The sequence below is a fragment of the Algoriphagus lutimaris genome (genome assembly GCF_017051705.1).
Lineage (GTDB): Bacteria > Bacteroidota > Bacteroidia > Cytophagales > Cyclobacteriaceae > Algoriphagus > Algoriphagus lutimaris.
On record NZ_JAFIDJ010000001.1, the window covers coordinates 1830996 to 1847900 of the forward strand.

General features: G+C 38.3%; 17 protein-coding genes. 6 read left to right on the forward strand and 11 right to left on the reverse strand.

The window, feature by feature from the left end:
* Nucleotides 1-100: 100 nt before the first annotated feature.
* The 6 genes from JYB62_RS07500 to lpxK form a co-directional block, all read right to left on the reverse strand.
* On the reverse strand, nucleotides 101-1789 hold the full coding sequence (locus tag JYB62_RS07500; protein WP_205644784.1) for a GMC oxidoreductase: 1689 nt from the start codon (nucleotides 1787-1789) through the stop codon (nucleotides 101-103).
* 122 nt (nucleotides 1790-1911) lie between these two features.
* Nucleotides 1912-3156 (reverse strand): ABC transporter permease, encoded by a 1245-nt coding sequence (locus JYB62_RS07505; protein ID WP_205644785.1) that lies wholly within the window; start codon nucleotides 3154-3156, stop codon nucleotides 1912-1914.
* 120 nt (nucleotides 3157-3276) lie between these two features.
* Nucleotides 3277-3753 carry a GyrI-like domain-containing protein gene (locus JYB62_RS07510; RefSeq protein WP_205644786.1) on the reverse strand — a complete coding sequence of 159 codons (477 nt, stop codon included), beginning with the start codon at nucleotides 3751-3753 and terminating at the stop codon, nucleotides 3277-3279.
* Between the two features lie 2 nt (nucleotides 3754-3755).
* Nucleotides 3756-4367, reverse strand: a complete 612-nt coding sequence (gene miaE, locus JYB62_RS07515) for a tRNA-(ms[2]io[6]A)-hydroxylase (RefSeq protein ID WP_205644787.1) — start codon at nucleotides 4365-4367, stop codon at nucleotides 3756-3758.
* 2 nt (nucleotides 4368-4369) lie between these two features.
* Entirely contained in the window at nucleotides 4370-6304 is a 1935-nt protein-coding gene (locus JYB62_RS07520; RefSeq protein WP_317194639.1) for a putative porin, read from the reverse strand.
* A 14-nt stretch (nucleotides 6305-6318) separates the two neighbouring features.
* On the reverse strand, nucleotides 6319-7356 hold the full coding sequence (lpxK, locus tag JYB62_RS07525) for a tetraacyldisaccharide 4'-kinase (protein WP_205644788.1): 1038 nt from the start codon (nucleotides 7354-7356) through the stop codon (nucleotides 6319-6321).
* Nucleotides 7357-7397: 41 nt separating this feature from the next.
* Between lpxK and JYB62_RS07530 the strand changes: the two genes are divergently transcribed.
* From JYB62_RS07530 to JYB62_RS07540, 3 genes are all read left to right on the forward strand, one after another.
* Nucleotides 7398-8498: a Nif3-like dinuclear metal center hexameric protein gene (locus tag JYB62_RS07530; protein ID WP_205644789.1), complete on the forward strand. Its 1101-nt coding sequence runs from the start codon at nucleotides 7398-7400 to the stop codon at nucleotides 8496-8498.
* A gap of 3 nt (nucleotides 8499-8501) precedes the next feature.
* Entirely contained in the window at nucleotides 8502-9272 is a 771-nt protein-coding gene (locus JYB62_RS07535; protein WP_205644790.1) for a zinc ribbon domain-containing protein, read from the forward strand.
* Nucleotides 9273-9382: 110 nt separating this feature from the next.
* Complete coding sequence (locus tag JYB62_RS07540) at nucleotides 9383-9802, forward strand: hypothetical protein (RefSeq protein WP_205644791.1); 420 nt, start codon at nucleotides 9383-9385, stop codon at nucleotides 9800-9802.
* On the opposite strand, the gene JYB62_RS07545 is transcribed toward JYB62_RS07540, so the two are convergent.
* Nucleotides 9792-10409 (reverse strand): histidine phosphatase family protein, encoded by a 618-nt coding sequence (locus tag JYB62_RS07545; RefSeq protein WP_205644792.1) that lies wholly within the window; start codon nucleotides 10407-10409, stop codon nucleotides 9792-9794. The genes JYB62_RS07540 and JYB62_RS07545 overlap by 11 nt on opposite strands.
* A gap of 51 nt (nucleotides 10410-10460) precedes the next feature.
* On the opposite strand from JYB62_RS07545, the gene JYB62_RS07550 reads away from it, so the two are divergent.
* From JYB62_RS07550 to menD, 3 genes are read left to right on the forward strand one after another with little or no spacing between them, the layout of a single operon-like run.
* Nucleotides 10461-10883, forward strand: a complete 423-nt coding sequence (locus JYB62_RS07550; RefSeq protein ID WP_205644793.1) for a hotdog fold thioesterase — start codon at nucleotides 10461-10463, stop codon at nucleotides 10881-10883.
* Nucleotides 10883-12100, forward strand: coding sequence for a chorismate-binding protein (locus tag JYB62_RS07555; protein WP_205644794.1), 1218 nt, complete (start codon nucleotides 10883-10885; stop codon nucleotides 12098-12100). The genes JYB62_RS07550 and JYB62_RS07555 overlap by 1 nt, the downstream gene beginning before the upstream one ends.
* Nucleotides 12058-13782 carry a 2-succinyl-5-enolpyruvyl-6-hydroxy-3-cyclohexene-1-carboxylic-acid synthase gene (menD, locus tag JYB62_RS07560; protein WP_317194640.1) on the forward strand — a complete coding sequence of 575 codons (1725 nt, stop codon included), beginning with the start codon at nucleotides 12058-12060 and terminating at the stop codon, nucleotides 13780-13782. The genes JYB62_RS07555 and menD overlap by 43 nt, the downstream gene beginning before the upstream one ends.
* A 10-nt stretch (nucleotides 13783-13792) precedes the next feature.
* Here menD and JYB62_RS07565 read toward each other — a convergent pair whose 3' ends face one another.
* From JYB62_RS07565 to JYB62_RS07580, 4 genes are all read right to left on the reverse strand, one after another.
* Nucleotides 13793-14911, reverse strand: a complete 1119-nt coding sequence (locus tag JYB62_RS07565) for a glycoside hydrolase family 16 protein (protein ID WP_205644795.1) — start codon at nucleotides 14909-14911, stop codon at nucleotides 13793-13795.
* Between the two features lie 67 nt (nucleotides 14912-14978).
* Nucleotides 14979-15314, reverse strand: coding sequence for a hypothetical protein (locus JYB62_RS07570; RefSeq protein WP_205644796.1), 336 nt, complete (start codon nucleotides 15312-15314; stop codon nucleotides 14979-14981).
* Between the two features lie 167 nt (nucleotides 15315-15481).
* Nucleotides 15482-15766, reverse strand: coding sequence for a helix-turn-helix domain-containing protein (locus JYB62_RS07575; protein WP_205644797.1), 285 nt, complete (start codon nucleotides 15764-15766; stop codon nucleotides 15482-15484).
* 178 nt (nucleotides 15767-15944) lie between these two features.
* Nucleotides 15945-16811, reverse strand: a complete 867-nt coding sequence (locus JYB62_RS07580; protein ID WP_205644798.1) for a LysR family transcriptional regulator — start codon at nucleotides 16809-16811, stop codon at nucleotides 15945-15947.
* Nucleotides 16812-16905 lie beyond the last annotated feature (94 nt).

Genomic DNA, 16905 nt, shown 5'->3' on the forward strand with positions numbered 1-16905 from the left:
TCTTACTGATGGGTATGATCTCAGCCCGTAATTTAGGGCACCCCTCATTTGATGCTGCTAATATAGAAAATAATAGTTTTCGGAAGACTTAATACAGGGATTATCTAATCCCTCCATTTTTCATCTCTTTTACTGCATAATCCACAGCCCTGGCGGTTAAAGCCATATAAGTAATGGAAGGGTTTTGAGTTCCAGTAGAAGTCATACAAGCTCCATCGGTAACAAATACATTGGAAGCCAAATGCATCTGATTATAAGCATTCAAAATGGATGTAGCTGGGTCTTTCCCCATTCGAGCCCCTCCCATTTCATGGATATCTAATCCTGGAGCTTGCTTACTATCGGATTTCCGTATGTTGGTACACCCAGCCTTCGTCAACATTTCTTCGCCTTGCTCATGAAAATCCTTCAAAATCATTTCATCATTGGCATCGTAATCCACATTGACTTTTAATAGAGGAATTCCCCATTCATCCTGCTGATCTATACTCAAACTCACTTGATTGGACTCTTTAGGAATAGTCTCTCCTTGCATCATCATGTAGACAGACCATGGCCCTGGTTTTGAATTAGCGGCTTTAAATTCCGCTCCAAAAGGAGCATCCGCATGACCAAATCCTGCTCTTCCAGCGGTATAAAAAGTCATGTAGCCCCTTAGAAAATCCATTTCTTGCTTTTTCACATTCCTAAAATTCGGCATCATCACCGCTGTGGGTCTTCGCCCAAAATAATAAGAGTCCTCAAAGCCTTCATAATAAGCCCCTAATGACCCTCTATAATTATGAAATGCAATATATTTTCCCAAAACCCCAGAATCATTCCCAAGCCCATTAGGGAATCGCTTGGAGGTACTATTCAATAAAATTAAGTTCGAGTTTAAGGCAGAGGCATTGACAAAAATCACTTTTGCAAAATATTCCATCTCCTTTTTCGATATTCGGTCTACTATTCTAACACCAGTTACTTTACCTTGCTGGTCATCATATATCAGAGAATGAACCACTGAATCTGGCCTGATAGTAAGGTTACCGGTTTTGGCGGCAGCAGGTAAAGTGGAAGAGTTTGAACTAAAATACCCTCCAAAAGGGCATCCTCGGTAACATTGATTCCTTGCCATGCATTGACCTCTCCCCTGTGCAAGATGAATATCTTTGGGCTCTGTCAAGTGAGCACATCTACCAATAATCACATTTCTGTCTTTGTATGCCTCGACAATCCTTTTTTGAATTTCCTTTTCTACGCAATTCATTTCCCAAGCCTTCAAAAACTCCCCATCAGGCAAGGTATCCAAACCTTCATAACTACCGCTGATTCCCACAAAACGCTCTACATAGCTATACCAAGGATCAATATCAGGATATCGGATCGGCCAATCCACTGCAAATCCATCTCTGCCAGGCCCTTCAAAATCATACTTGCTCCAACGCTGGGTTTGTCTCGCCCAAATCAACGATTTGCCCCCTACTTGATACCCTCTTACCCAATCAAATGGTTTCTCCTGAACATAAGGATGCTCGGAATCCTTCACAAAGAAATGTTCGGTATCCTCTTTATAGGCATAACAGCGGTTGACCACTGGGTTGGCAATTTTATCCTGTAATGGAATCTGATTCCTGTGGGGCATTTCCCAAGGGGCAGCTGTCATAGTAGGATAATCGGTTAAATGCTTTACCTCTCTTCCCCTTTCTAAAACAAGTGTCTTTAACCCTTTTTCACAAAGTTCTTTTGCTGCCCAACCACCACTGATTCCTGATCCAATAACGATCGCGTCAAATTGATTTGCTTTCATAATTGAAAAATAAAAGATTACCCTTCAATTCCATAATCTAATTCAATGACTGGTCAAAATTCTTTTCACAAAAAAACCTCCAAAAATCTGAAGGTTTGAGTGAGTCTTTCTAATTAATATCCTTATTCGTACCGAAGTGATTCGATAGGATCCATTTTACTTGCCTTTTTTGCCGGGATGTACCCTGATAAAAGTCCAACAATAATACAGATCAAGAAGGCCACAAACATCCATAGCCAAGGAACTAAGAATCCTCCTACTCCAATAACCAAGGAAATTAAATTGCCAATTGCGATACCTAAAATCACTCCTAAGATCCCTCCTAAAATGCAGATCATGATTGCCTCCAACAAAAATTGTTGGCGAATTCTTAAAGGGGTAGCCCCCAATGCTTTTCTAATACCAATTTCACGGGTCCTTTCCGTTACAGAAACCAGCATGATATTCATAAGACCAATAGATGCTCCCAGTAATGTGATAAAACCAATTCCGAAACCGCCCATTCTTAAATATCCTGCCACTTCCTCTAAGCTTTCAGCAACAGAACGGCTTTTAGTTAAATCAAAAGAGTCTTCCATTGTTACACGATCCTGACGGACCTTTCTCATAATTTCAGTGGCCTGCCCCATATCGTACTCAATCTTGGTACCATCAGAACTTAATGCAGTGATATTGTAGTTGAAATTTCCATTTTTATCTAATCTACTTGCATTCTCTATAGGAATAATCACCTGTCTATCCGCTCCTTGATCCTGACCAACACCTCCTTGCTCTTCTAACACTCCAACTATCACATAAGGCCTTCCAAAAACAGTAATCTTTTGATTAATCGGATCTTCATTGGGCTCGAACAATATAGAAACAATCTCAGTACCCACCACACAAACATTGTTTCCATACTCCACTTCCAGATTACTGAAGTTTCTACCATTCTCTATCTTCATCGCTTTGATATTCAGATAGTTCTCATCACCCCCTGTTATCCTTGAATTTGGATCCGTTTTTTTGGATCCTCTTTTTATCTCGGCCGCCCCAGCAACTCTGGTGTAAACCGTAGCACTCCCAATGGCACTGTATTCTGATTTAAATGATTGGGTTTCCCTAAAAGTGATTTTCGGATAGGTCTTTTCTGTTACTCCTTGTTGAATAGCTCTCCCGCCGGAATACCCTTTATTACGAATATCAAATGAATTAGCTCCAAGCCCTGAGAAACTTTCCGCAATTTGTGTTTTGATTCCGTCAATCGCCGTCAACATCCCTACCAATGAAGAAATACCAATGGCAATGATGGCTCCAGTCAAAATGGTACGAAGCAAGTTTACTTTTACAGAATTAAGAGCTTCCCTAATATTTTCGATCAAATTCATATATTGTCCAAATTGGAACAGATTTTACTGCCTGCTTTAAAAATTATGATTAAGTATAACAATAATGATTGACAATGCTTATTGCCTCACAAAATTTAACCTCAAAACGGCCTTTAAAGCTTATTTTAATACTTTAATGGGCGTCCAAATCAATTCAACGGAACTTTCTGAAAAAGGATCATAGCTCTCATCAAATGTTTCAAAATGGGCTCGATTATCCAACCCGTAACCAGAACTAGGAAGCCATTCCTGATAAAATTTTTGCATTGCTTGTTGGAATTTAGAAACAGAGCCCGAATGTTCAAATACTGCATACTTCCCCCCTTCTAAACTGATTTTCTCAAACCCATCAATTCTATCGAAATCTAACTCAATAGCTGCGCATTTTTCAAATTGAGTATCTAAAGAAAAACTCCCCTCTTGCACGGCTTTGCCATATCGATGGATGGAATAAAACAGTTTAGGAAAAAGGTCTTTTTCCTTGAGAGTTTGTCTAAAAGGCTTCCAAAGTTTTGAGGTTTCTTTCTTCGAAATTGAGGTCAATATCTTTTGACCCATCAATTCCATTGCCCGTATCTCTCTGATTTTTATTTCCATTCTTAATGCATTCTATCTCCTCTAATCCCAATTTCTTTCAACACTTCCGCCTCAAATGATAGCCATTCCTGCCAACGAGCGTTTACCTTTTCAGGATCTTGGTATTTCCTAGCCAGTTCAATAAAAGTCACATAATGACCCGCTTCGGAAATCATGAGTTCGTAGTAAAAGCTCTGAAGTTCTGAATCTTCAATATTCTTGGACAATAATTTGAAACGCTCACAACTTCTCGCTTCGATTAAGGCATTCAGCAGCAATACCTCAGTAAGCTGTTGCCAGCGATTGCCTCCTTTTTTGACAAATCCTTGAAGTCGGGTGACATATTCATCTTTCCGAGGTTCGCCAAATCTCAATCCTCTTTTTCGAATTTGCTCCATCACACGCTCAAAATGCCCCCATTCTTCTGAAACAATTGGAGTCAAGGTGTCCACTAATTCAGGCAAATCAAAAAATCTCAAAATCAAACTGATGCATGATGAAGCTGCTTTCTGTTCGCAATAAGCATGATCCGTCAATATATCCTCAATCTGCATTTCCGCAATATTGACCCAACGAGGATCTGTTGGCAACTTCAAATGAAGCATTTTCTCTCTGGTGCTTTCTTCCCAACTCATAATTAGTCAAATAAATACCAAGTGATACCCAAGTCAATAAATGATTTATATCCAGTATAGTCAGGAGTAACAAAATAGCCCTCCCGATTCATCAAGCCACTATTTAAATGATTGTATTTTAACAAAACCCGCGTTCTGTTGATTCTGAAATTCAAAAATATATCTGCTACTGGATAGGCATAAACATTAAATGAATTTTGCAGATAGAACTGTTGTGTAGAAGGGAAATAAGCATCTGCATAATAGTCAGACTTGTATCGAACATCGATACCAAACTGGATAAATACATGTTCATCGAAAGCTGGACTATCAAAATAAAACTTACTGTTGGCGTAAAACTTTGGAATTCTAAAAGCATCACTTCCAGCCCCAGAAATCTGGGTAAATACCAATTCATTATCCCACCTGAATTTCTTTCCAATCTGGAAGTTGGCCACCAATCCAGGCATTAACATAAATGCTTCCCCATTATTTTGAGTGGCGACCCTATCTTCATTGAAATAAATGTAATTATTAACTCTGTTGATGGTCAGACTGGGTCTTAACCTGATCTTATCAAAATTGATGATCAATTTCCCTTTGATTTGATCCACCCCGGTATTATCAAAATCATTTTCCCATTGATAATGATTCCCCATGTACACCTGTTGAACGGAGGTAGGCTTATACAAGGCTTTGGTATATTCCAATTCTATCCAAGGAGAAACAAATATTCCATGTAGTTTATAAGCGCCCGGCAGCAAATACTCCCCGTCAGCTGTCAAAGACCATTGATCGGAGATTTTACCTACTAATTGTCCCCCCAGATAAACCTCATTGAATTTATCATCCTCAGCAAAAAACTTATTTTTCATCCTTCCGGTCCTGAACTTCCCATAGGCATTGTAAAAAAAGCCTCCAAAAGTTCCCTTAAACCCAACTTCATTTCTCCACTCCGAAAATTCATTGAAATTCCTGGTAGTATCTTGTTGATTGAACCTTGTACTTGGATAGAATATTGAATCCGAGGTAGTTAGATCGGATTCAAAAGTCATGTCTTGGTTTTTCTTATCAAACACATGATAAATCTGCAAACCATCCTGGACCTTATACTCATGGTAGAAATGGTAATCTTGTCTCAGATCCCTCGCCTGAGAATTTCTCAACCACACTTTGGCATCTTCATAAGTGAAATAAATAGAGGTACTATCCACTTCTGGGGGTATGATTCCTCCTATTTCATTCACTTTGTGCTTCATCCTGGAAAAATTACCCATGAACCAGTACTTCCCATTTTCAGAACGATAATTCGTATGCAAGGAATAGGTAGTCTGATCTACCATATTGTCATCTCTTGCTACTGGATTTAGTGTTTTTCGAGCTTTGATGGTATGAAACTCAAACCCTACATTCCAACGTGGATTAATGTTTCTAGCAAAGGCCAGGTCCAACATATTCCGATGCCCTCCCCCAAAAAACGCAGACATTTCTGTGAACGGCGATTTGGTATCAAAATATTTATAATTTTCAGGATTTCGGTAATATAAATCATAGGCAGAATAACCAGACCTGGTTCCTATTAATTCCGGAATCTGATAAAATACTGGTTGAGATGCACTTCCTATATTTCCTAGATCTTGATATTTCCATCCCCCTTTGGCCACTGGATCATAATTATGGAAATTAGTCAAAGAGGTGTCTTGAGGATAAAGAATTAAGTTGTTTCTCTTGATATCTTTTTCGAAAAAATAAAGACTGGTTTTAGGTCCGTAGACTTGTTTGGTACTATCATCCAACAAAGGTCTCCTACCATCTGTCTCCTCTCCTTCTTCCTGAGGATCAACTAATTCCCTTGTCCTTTGTTGGTTAGGATTGGTAGTCACAGGGCGCTGAGCCATCAAACTTGTGGAAAGCCCAATTACCAACAATATAAGTAAACCGAAAACTCTGATTTTCACCTAATCTTTTTCTTTTAAAGAATTACCTGATCGATAAACCTTTCTATGATTTGCTCATCCTCAGGTGAAAAGACCACCTGGATTGGCAAGACAAAAATCGGAATTTCTCTTAGAAATCCTGCTGGACAAGAAGATTTAACTTTCACTGCATCTTTTTCGGTGGTGATTATCACCGGTTTTTTGGAAGCATATCGATGGTAAACCTGTTTGATCCGTTCAAAATCTTCTTGTTGGTAATCATGATGATCTGGATAATTAAAGTTTTCCAGTAATTTATAGTTATCAGACACAAAACATTTTAACTGCTTGTCATCCGCAATTCCACTTACTAAAATCACCGAATCCGAAAACTTATGTTCAGGTTGAAGTGCAACAGGTTTTCCATAATCAATGGAACTATATAAGATGGGAGCAATTGAATTATAGTGTTTGATTTTCTTTTGAAACCTATCCTTTTCTTGAACATCCAATCCTCTTGGCGATTTGGTGACTACAATTAAATTGGCGCGTTTAGCTCCAGACCTACTTTCTCTCAACCTACCCATCGGAAGTAAAAAATCAGAGAAAAACGGTTGATCATAGGTAGTCAAAAGAATATTCAAATCAGCCTGAAATGATCGATGCTGAAATGCGTCGTCCAGAAGCAATACTTCTGTATTGGGTTGTTTTTCTGTGATTTGAAAAGCTGCCGTAAATCGATCTTCTCCTACAAAAACAGATATATCATTCCTATATTTTTCATAAATCTGGAATGGTTCATCTCCAATATCCGAAGGAGTTGAGCTTTCTGAGGCTTGTAAAAATCCATGAGTGCTTCTTCCATAGCCCCTGCTTAGGGTAGCGATATTCTTTTTAGACTTTAGATATTCAATCAAATATTCCACCATCGGAGTTTTCCCAGTCCCCCCTACTCGGAGATTGCCTACCAAAATACTTGGGATGGGAGATTGGCTACTTTTCAGCCATCCCCAATCAAAAAACCAGTTCCGTACTCTGGTGATGAGGTCATAAAGCAAGGCAAATGGATAAAGCAAAAAAGCGTAAGGGCGCATTCCTAAGTTTTACTATTTTTGACCAAATAAACATAAAAATTATGGGATACAAGATTGGAGAATTGATTTCATGGCTAGAATCTTATGCTCCACCTTCTTACCAGGAATCCTACGACAATGCCACGTTGATTACAGGCAATCGAAACGATTTAGTTACAGGGGTAATCTGTTCATTAGACTGTACGGAAGAGGTAGTTGAAGAGGCAATATCACTTGGGGCGAATTTAATTGTAGCCCACCACCCCATCGTCTTCAAAGGATTAAAGAGTTTTACCGGAAGAAATTACGTAGAGAGAACAGTCATCAAAGCAATTAAAAATGACATCGCAATTTTTGCTATCCATACCAATTTGGATCATGTATCCAACGGGGTCAATAAGAGAATCTGTGATCGACTTGGATTGATTAACACTAAAATTCTTCAGCCTAAAAAGCAAATGTTGAGCAAGTTGGAATTCTTTGTGCCCAGGGCAGATAAAAAGCGAGTTTTGGAAGCTATTTTTCAAGCTGGAGCTGGTAAAATCGGGGAATATTCAGATTGCTCTTTTCAAACGGAAGGAACTGGGACTTTCACTCCTTCTTCCAAGGCAAATCCTGCAATTGGAAAACAAGGAAAACCTGAAACCGTGGAGGAAGTAAAAGTTGAAGTCCTGGTTTCAAATCATTTGATTGGAAAAGTTTTAGGCCAGCTCAAAGTCAGCCATCCCTATGAAGAAGTTGCATATTATGTTTCCAGTATAGAAAATGAACATCAGGAAGTAGGGGCAGGAATGATTGGGGAGTTACCAGAGTCCATGGAGGAAACTAGCTTTTTAGATCATTTGAAAGATAAAATGGAACTGAAGGTAGTCAAACACACATCTTTTCTCCAGAAGAAAATAAAAAAAGTTGCTGTGTGCGGAGGAGCTGGAATTTTTCTTTTAAATCAGGCAAAAAGGACCAATGCTGACGTATTTATCACTTCTGATGTCAAATACCATGAATTTTTTGATACGGAAGGGCAATTAATACTCTGTGATATTGGACACTATGAGAGCGAAATTTTCACAAAAGAATTACTAGGAGAGCTATTGTCACAAAATTTTCCTAATATTGCACTCTATTTGACGAAAGTAGTTACAAATCCCACATCCTACCGATAGTACATGGAAAGTACAGTAGCACAAAAACTCGAGGCTATACATAACCTTCAACTCATTGATTCAAGACTTGATGCTCTTATTAAGGTAAGAGGCGCTCTACCTGAGGAAGTTCAAGATCTAGAAGACGAGATTGCTGGTTACGAAACCCGTTTGGAAAAATTCAAAGCCGAGATTGAAGCATACGACGAGGAAATCAGACAACTCAAGGACAGCATTAAAGAATCTGAAAAACTGATCAAGAAGTATCAGGAACAGCAGATGAACGTGCGAAATAATCGTGAGTATGATGCCATCACCAAGGAGCTGGAATTGCAAGACTTGGAGATTCAGGTTTCAAAGAAAAAAATTGCTGAAGCAGGAGTGAAAATTGATCAGAAGAAAGTTGATCTAGAAGAACTTACTGCCGTAATGAAAGATCGACAAAAAGATCTTGATCAGAAAAACAGTGAATTGTCTACCATCATTTCTGAAAGTGAATCTGAGGAAGCAAAATTAAATGCGGATAGAGAGAAAGCTTTGAAGAAAGTGGATGAGCGATTGGTGAAATCTTACGGTAAGATCAGAGCCAATGCAAAAAACGGTTTAGCTGTAGTGCTAGTAAAAAGAGGTGCCTGCGGAGGCTGTTTCAATACAGTTCCCCCTCAAAGACAAGCTGATATCAGAGAGAAGAAAAAATTAATTGTGTGTGAGCATTGTGGAAGAATCTTAGCCGGAGTAGAGGATGAGATCGAAGAACCAACTCCAGTGAAAAAGAAGAGATCAAAAGCTTCTTAAAACACAGAATCAAAAATAAGAGACCCCGAAAATAAATTTATTTTCGGGGTTTTTATTTTTTTAGCCAAAGCTCTTGTTTAATCAGGCATTATTTTAGTATCTTGAAAAGTATGAGAAGTTTAGGAACCCTACTGATAATCATGTTTTTGTCTCTTTCATCCTTTGCAAAAAACGATGATTCAAAAACATTTATGGTGATTTTCAAACAAAAAGAACTTAAATCACTAAAAACTTCCATTCAAAAAATCGAAGATCAATTTTCTGAAGCTTTCAAAACAAAAACCTATTCGGGGAATTCTGACCTCACCTTGGTGATTGAAGTCCCAAGCAGTGAAATAGATGAATGTAGTCTAGGAAGTTTTATTGTGGAAATTGGAGAAGGTCAAGAAATTCAACTTCAAGATATTGCTTTCCGCGTTTTTGATCTGACTGAAGGTAAAGAAGAGTTGCAAAGCTTCATTTCAGAATATGAAGAAGCTCAGCAGCTCAAAAAGAATGGTAAACTTGCTAAAGCAGATACTAAGCTTTAAGATGTTTTACATCATTCCTCTTTAATAATTCAAACTCCCTGTTTTCTTTTTCCTGAAGTAAATAGAGACAAAGATTTTGGTGCTCGAATTGATCCATATTTTTCAAATCCTGCTTCAAGATTAAGCTTAAAAATATTCTCATGGCCCTACCATGCATGCATACAAGCACGTTTTCTCCCGGGTCTGCAATTATTCTTTCTATCCCCTTAATCATTCTAGCTGCCACAATGTTTGGACTTTCTCCCCCTGCAATGGCATAATCTAAATTACCAACCTTCCACTGGTTGAGCATGTGTTCGTAATATTGATTCTCTTCTGTAGTCATTGGGGTCCCTTCATAGTCACCCCAAGAGATTTCATTTAACTCAGGTAAGGTAGTCGCTGGTATTCCTAGATCTATAAATCTTTGAATTGATTGCTTGGTTCGAATCAGGGCAGTATGATATACCCTATCAAAGGGAACATCTTTATATGCCTCAAAAAACATCTTTCCCTGGGCTCTTCCGGTTTCATTGATGTCTGCATTTATCCCACTTCCCTGCACTACACCTTTTAAATTGAAATCAGTTTGCCCGTGCCTAACTAAGTAAATTTTTTTTCGATTCAAGATTCTCTATTTTTGTCTACCCCCAAAGAAAACTCATTTACTTTAATTTTCATGGTATTTAAGCGAAAGCCTTCCCTTGATCAACTCAATAAACAAAGTGAAAATACGATGGTAGAGTATTTGGGAATTCTTTTCACTGATATTACAGAAGATACTATTTCTGCCAAAATGCCCGTAGATCACCGAACAAAACAACCCATGGGTTTGTTGCATGGTGGAGCTAGTGTGGTGCTAGCCGAAACTTTAGGAAGCATTGCAAGTACCCTCACTATAGATTTGGATAAACAGGTTTGCGTGGGCTTGGAAATAAATGCAAACCATTTAAAATCAGTGAAAGATGGTTTTGTATCAGGTACAGCGAGCCCCATACATGTGGGTAAAAGCACCCAGGTTTGGGAAATAAAGATCTCAAATGAGAAAAATCAACTTTGCTGTATCAGTCGAATCACAATGGCTATTTTAGATAGAAAATAATGAATACTGAGGTTTCATATAATCATACCCAAACAGAAATTATTCAGCTTTTATTACAGCTTGGATTAACTTCCGGTGGATCTTTTGCCATATGGAGAAAACCAAAATCCAAAAAACTGGAAATGGTATTGGATGAAACTGCTTCTCCTCAAAAAGTAGAATTAAACCTTGAAGAATTGCCACCTGGGTTTATCGTTCATCCCTTCGCTGACCAAGAGGATAAAAAAGCATATTACATCAAGGCGAATCGATATTTCAGTTTTGAACTAGACCAGGAATTTAAACCTGAAGACCTACCAGAATGGGCAAAAATCCAGCTTGAAGACCAAAAGAAACTTAATGATGGAGAGCTTAGAAAGCTTCTTTTTGATCAAACTATCAATAATAAAATCATTACTTCAGGAATAAGTGAGGATAAATCGCATTTTCTCCGACTTGTAGAACTTGGAATAGAAGCGGTCAAGGAAAATAAGTTGGAAAAGGTTGTTCCGGCTAGAACTAAAACCATTGACATCCCGAAAGATTTTAATTTAGCATGTACACTTCTGAGTTTGATGAATTCCTATCCCAATGCGCTGATCAACTTTTTCCACATTCCACATTTAGGAACTTGGATGGGCGCTTCTCCGGAGGTATTAATCGAAACCAAAGGTGATATCTTCTATACGATGTCTTTGGCTGGGACCCAAAAAGCAACTGGGGATAACCCTCTTAAATCTGTAGCATGGACGCAAAAAGAGATCGAAGAGCAAGCCTTAGTAAGTAGGTATATAGTCTCTTGTTTTAAGAAGATACGACTTAGAGAATACGAGGAACACGGTCCTAAAACCGTTGTAGCTGGAAATCTATTACATCTCAAAACAGACTTTAGAATAGACATGGAAGCAACTGGTTTCCCAGAGCTTGGTTCCATCATGCTAAATTTACTACATCCCACTTCTGCTGTTTGTGGTATGCCACGAAAAGAAGCTCATGATTTTTTACAGGAATATGAGGATTTTGACCGCTCCTTTTATGCAGGATTTCTTGGTCCAGTCAATGTCCAAGGTCAAACTTCGGTCTTCGTCAATTTACGTACTGCTTCCTTATTCAGCAATAAAGCGGTTTTATATTCAGGAGCAGGAGTTACCGAGGATTCAGTTCCAGAAAAAGAATGGGAGGAAACTGAGTATAAGTGCGAAATCATTGGGAAATTCATCCAAAATCCAACGACTTGATCCTCTCTCACATTATCGAACTGGTGGCAATATGCGCTAAAAAAGGAATCAAGAATGTTATCTTGTCTCCTGGTTCCAGATGTGCTCCTCTTACCTTGGCTTTTGCACGTCACCCAGACATTCATACCCGAACGATCTCTGATGAACGTTCAGCTGCATTTATAGCTTTGGGGATGGCACAACAATTAGAAGAACCTGTGGCTTTGGTATGTACAAGTGGTTCTGCCGCCCTAAACTATTTCCCTGCTATTGCCGAAGCATTTTTTCAAAAAATCCCTTTGCTTGTTATCACTGCCGACCGACCCAAAGAATGGATTGATCAATACGATGGTCAAACGATATTTCAAGAGGAGGTATATGGTAAACATGTAAAAGGAAGTTTTCAATTCCCTAATTCAATTGGAACGGAAGATGATTCCTGGCTAGCTGCGAGGGTGAGTAATGAGGCAATCAACCTCTCCAAGCAATATCCTTGTGGTCCCGTTCACCTCAATATCCCATTAAAGGAGCCCTTTTATCCTACTGAAGGGGAATCAATCCATTTCCCCGAGAAACCTCGTGTTTTCAACCAATTTTCCAGCAAAGTACTGCTATCGGATGAATCTTTTGCAAAACTCAAAAATCGCTTAGGTGGAGTGAAAAGAATGCTGGTAATTGTTGGTCAACAAAGGCCTAATCCGGCAATCCTAACCCTGCTCAATTCTTTATCAGAAACACATCAAGTAGTTTTTATTTCCGATTGCATCGGGAATATGCAATCAGATAAAAGTATCACGTTACATGATCACTGGTTAGGCATCACTCAGCTAACCGGCAATTTAGAGCCAGACCTTATCATAAGTTTTGGGAAATCTATTATTTCCAAACCTTTAAAACTCTTTTTGAGAGAAACGAAGGCATCCCATTGGCATATTCAAGAAGATGGAAATGCGAAAGACACCTTTCAACGGCTTACCCGCATTCTGCCCACTAATCCAATTGCCTTCTTCAAATGGCTTACTGAAAACCTTCAACCACAAAACCCTGAGTATTATCAGGCTTGGCATTCCTTAGAATTTAAGGTTAAGAATAAGTTACCAGAAGCACTTGACAGGATGGATTTTGGCGAATACTCCGCTCTTCATTTAGCCCTTCATACCACTCCAAAGCAATCTAAAATTCATGTTGCAAATAGCATGTCCGTCCGGTATCTGAATTTTTTGGGTAGACGAGATCAGGAACTATGTTGTAATCGAGGAACCAGTGGAATCGATGGATCCAGTTCTACAGCTGTAGGTTGTACCTTTACTACCAAAGAGATGGTTACATTAGTGACTGGAGATATGGCGTTCTTTTACGATCGAAATGCTTTTTGGCATAATTATACTATGCCCAACCTCAGAATTATCTTACTAAACAACCATGCAGGAGGGATATTCAGAATCATCAAAGGCCCTAGTGAGCAGCCTGAGTTAAAGGAATTTTTTGAAACAAATCAAAAATTATCAGCTCAGTACTTGGCCACGGAATTTGGTTTTTTCTATTCCAAAGTAGTAAACCAGGAAGAATTAATGATCTCCTTACAGGACTTTTATGAGGAATCTTTACATCCAAAAATTTTGGAAATTGAAACAGAAAGCGATAGTAACACTCGAATTCTGAAAGAAATTAAGGATCAAATTTCTAAATCCTTACTGGAATAATAAAATACTCCTATTCTTCTTGAAATACCCTAATATAGTCTACTTTCATTTCTTGTGGAAAAACGGTGGTTCCATCTGGTCTTCCAGGCCAAATACCTCCCACTGCCACGTTAAAAATAAAGTACATCGGCTTATGGAATTCATCCAATCCAGCAGGAGTTATATCAATCACATGGTACTCTTCGCCATCTAATAACCAAATGATTTCCTCCCGATCCCAAATGATTGAAAAAACATGGTATTCATCATTGAATATCCCTGTCGCAAGTTTGGTGCTTCCTCCATAATTGGCATAGGATCCATTATTGTCCCAATGTACCGTCCCATGGACGGTTCGGTCACGGTCATCAGTCGAACCACCCACCATTTCCATGATATCTATTTCACCACATTTTGGCCAACTTACCTCATCAATATTTTCACCCAACATCCAAAGTGCTGGCCACAATCCTTGCCCTTTTGGAAGTAAGGCTCTGATATCAATCCTGCCGTAAGTAAAAGATTGTTTGCCTTTGGTAATCAAACGAGAAGAAGTATAATTCTTAGATCCAGCATTTTCATTTTTTGCTGTTATAACCAATTTACCGTCTTCCAATGAAGTATTTTCCTTTTTGTAATATTCAAGCTCTTGATTACCCCAACCACATAAGTCGGGACATCCATCTCCCAATTCAAATGTCCAATCGTCTGAAATAGTCGTGCCATCAAATTCATCAGACCAAACAAGTTTAAAACCTTCGTATGAATCAGGACTAGTATACCCCGTATCTGGATCCAATCCCAAAGAAGCGGCATTCATGTTAATCTTTTTGGTATTGACCACAAAAATTGATTCTGTAGAATGAGCGTAAACAGTGATGTTATAATCTCCTTTTTCAGTGTAGGTAAAGTTTGCGGTATTTCCATCTACCCTTTTTGGTACTTCTCCAGAAGTGCCAAAGTTAACCCTAAAGAAACTTGCATTATCTGCAGAGAATGTTGCTCTTACTTCACCATCTCCCAGTTTTTCAACCTCGAGAACAAAGTTTGTAATTGTTTCGATTTGGTCATCTACTTCATCGCCATTTGAACAGGCAATAAATAGAAGCGGACATATAACTAAAAAAAGGAATATTTGTAACCTAGGCATCCAAGAAAGCTTTTTTGGTTTATGAACTTTTTATTCTAAAAGCAATATTATCTTAAAATGTTTAAAATCAGAAGGAAAAAGTGGGAGACTGAACTCTTCCCACTTTTGGAATTAAATACATCAATAATCCGATTTGACCTAACTCAGCCAAGGATAAAAAGATCAAACCAAATATGGCTCCAATCCAAGAGAAAATAAATACTCCCGAAATTAAGGTAAGCCCTCCTATCACCATTCCCATGGAGAAAAAAGAGTTTTTATAGGCTATAAACCCAAATCCTATCAACACATAACAAAAGCCGAAAGAACTTATTTTCACCAAGTAATATTCTTCAAAAGCAATGATAGATGAATTTAATGCCCCCATGTCTGTCAGGTACCAGACAGTTGAGATTACAATCATTATCCAATAAGCTGATTTTTAGGAGCTGATTTAGAAAGATTTTAGAAACTTTAATCCAGCCAATTCCAAAAACTACATATCCCAAAATGGATAAAGATTTTGCAGCTATAAAGCCTAATTTTTTAAATGAATATTCTCCTGTTACGTACTCTCCTTCCATTGTAATTTCAAAAAATCGAAGCAAAGAAGTATAGAATTCCACCCGCCAATGCCAAATACAAAATACTCGGAACAGCCTTCTCATTTTCTACTTCTTTTAACTTAATGTTTTCCTGAATTCCCAACGCTTCAAACAAGGCTTTAATTGTATAACTCCTAGGAGTCACTTCACCTGCTTCAATGCGCTGGATCGTCCGAACATTTAGATTACTCATTTCTACCAACTCTTCTTGAGTTAGTCCTTTCGCCTTCCTTATTTCGGAAATTTTTCTACCAAGTTCTGGTTGCTTCATTTTATATAGTTTTTGATTAACCATGGCAATTTCTTCTTTTGAGTTGTGACATAGGCTGAAATAAGCTCGGTTTTCACCCGACATTTACCCGACATTCTGGATTGTGGATAAAATAATAAATATTGGATACCATCATTAAATAGAAACCCATCCAGATATTCTACTTGAACACTAAATCTTAAATCAAAGGCAATACCTGCTTCAAAGCTTGATTTCTATTTCCCGGCTTCCAGATTACTGACAGTTCTGAATATCGATTTGTATTGGGAATTTCCATAAATCTCACGGTTAGATCATAGCCTTCTTTTAGGGAAGTTGGAACTATCGCGATACCCAACCCATTTTCCACCAATTTAAAAATGGTCAAGGCATGTACAGATTTATGTCGGATTTTAGGAGAAAATCCTGCATCCTTACATATCCCAATTATTTGCTCGTAATAGAAATTGCTGTAATCACTTGAAAAAAGGATAAAGGATTCTTCCGAAAACTGTGAAATTGACTTGAATTGGCTTTCAGGAATGGGATGATCAATTGGGACTACCAGCGAAAAGGAATCTTTCATCACCGGTTTCATTTCCAAATTCTCTGCTACTGAAGCCAGTCTAACAAAGCCCAAATCCAACTTATCTTTCTGAATCATCTCTACTTGGGCAGAATTGCTAAGTTCCTCCAAGCTAGTTGTAATGAGCGGGTGATGCTGATTGATTTTGGCCAATAAGTCCGGCAATACTCGATTGGAAGCAGAACCCAAAAAGCCGATTCTCAACTCCCCTACCTTTCCCGAGTCAATCAATTTCAATTGACTCTTGGTAATCTCTAAGTGATTTAGAATAAAATCCACTTCCCCTTTCAAATAGGCCCCGGCGGCAGTCAATTTTACATGCTTCTGGTCTCTTTCCAGTAATTTGACCTCCAACAAGTCCTCTAATTGTTTGATTTGCCTACTCAAGCCCGGTTGGGATATAAATAATTTTTCAGCCGCCTTCCTAAAGTTTAGCTCCTCTGCAACGGCTTTAAAATAACTAAGATGTCGCAATTCCATGATAACTCAAAGTTATCAATATATGATAAAAATGATATCAAAACTTATCATGTAAATAAAGTATTTTTGTCTAACTCTTTAGAATATAACTCAA

Excerpts from the sequence above, each read along its gene's own strand:
- JYB62_RS07500 (WP_205644784.1), bottom strand. The coding sequence starts at position 1,789 with ATGAAAGCAAATCAATTTGACGCGATCGTTATTGGATCAGGAATCAGT.
- JYB62_RS07505 (WP_205644785.1), bottom strand. The coding sequence starts at position 3,156 with ATGAATTTGATCGAAAATATTAGGGAAGCTCTTAATTCTGTAAAAGTA.
- JYB62_RS07510 (WP_205644786.1), bottom strand. The coding sequence starts at position 3,753 with ATGGAAATAAAAATCAGAGAGATACGGGCAATGGAATTGATGGGTCAA.
- miaE (WP_205644787.1), bottom strand. The coding sequence starts at position 4,367 with ATGAGTTGGGAAGAAAGCACCAGAGAGAAAATGCTTCATTTGAAGTTG.
- lpxK (WP_205644788.1), bottom strand. The coding sequence starts at position 7,356 with ATGCGCCCTTACGCTTTTTTGCTTTATCCATTTGCCTTGCTTTATGAC.
- JYB62_RS07530 (WP_205644789.1), top strand. The coding sequence starts at position 7,398 with ATGGGATACAAGATTGGAGAATTGATTTCATGGCTAGAATCTTATGCT.
- JYB62_RS07535 (WP_205644790.1), top strand. The coding sequence starts at position 8,502 with ATGGAAAGTACAGTAGCACAAAAACTCGAGGCTATACATAACCTTCAA.
- JYB62_RS07540 (WP_205644791.1), top strand. The coding sequence starts at position 9,383 with ATGAGAAGTTTAGGAACCCTACTGATAATCATGTTTTTGTCTCTTTCA.
- JYB62_RS07550 (WP_205644793.1), top strand. The coding sequence starts at position 10,461 with ATGGTATTTAAGCGAAAGCCTTCCCTTGATCAACTCAATAAACAAAGT.
- JYB62_RS07555 (WP_205644794.1), top strand. The coding sequence starts at position 10,883 with ATGAATACTGAGGTTTCATATAATCATACCCAAACAGAAATTATTCAG.
- JYB62_RS07565 (WP_205644795.1), bottom strand. The coding sequence starts at position 14,911 with ATGCCTAGGTTACAAATATTCCTTTTTTTAGTTATATGTCCGCTTCTA.
- JYB62_RS07570 (WP_205644796.1), bottom strand. The coding sequence starts at position 15,314 with ATGATTGTAATCTCAACTGTCTGGTACCTGACAGACATGGGGGCATTA.
- JYB62_RS07575 (WP_205644797.1), bottom strand. The coding sequence starts at position 15,766 with ATGAAGCAACCAGAACTTGGTAGAAAAATTTCCGAAATAAGGAAGGCG.
- JYB62_RS07580 (WP_205644798.1), bottom strand. The coding sequence starts at position 16,811 with ATGGAATTGCGACATCTTAGTTATTTTAAAGCCGTTGCAGAGGAGCTA.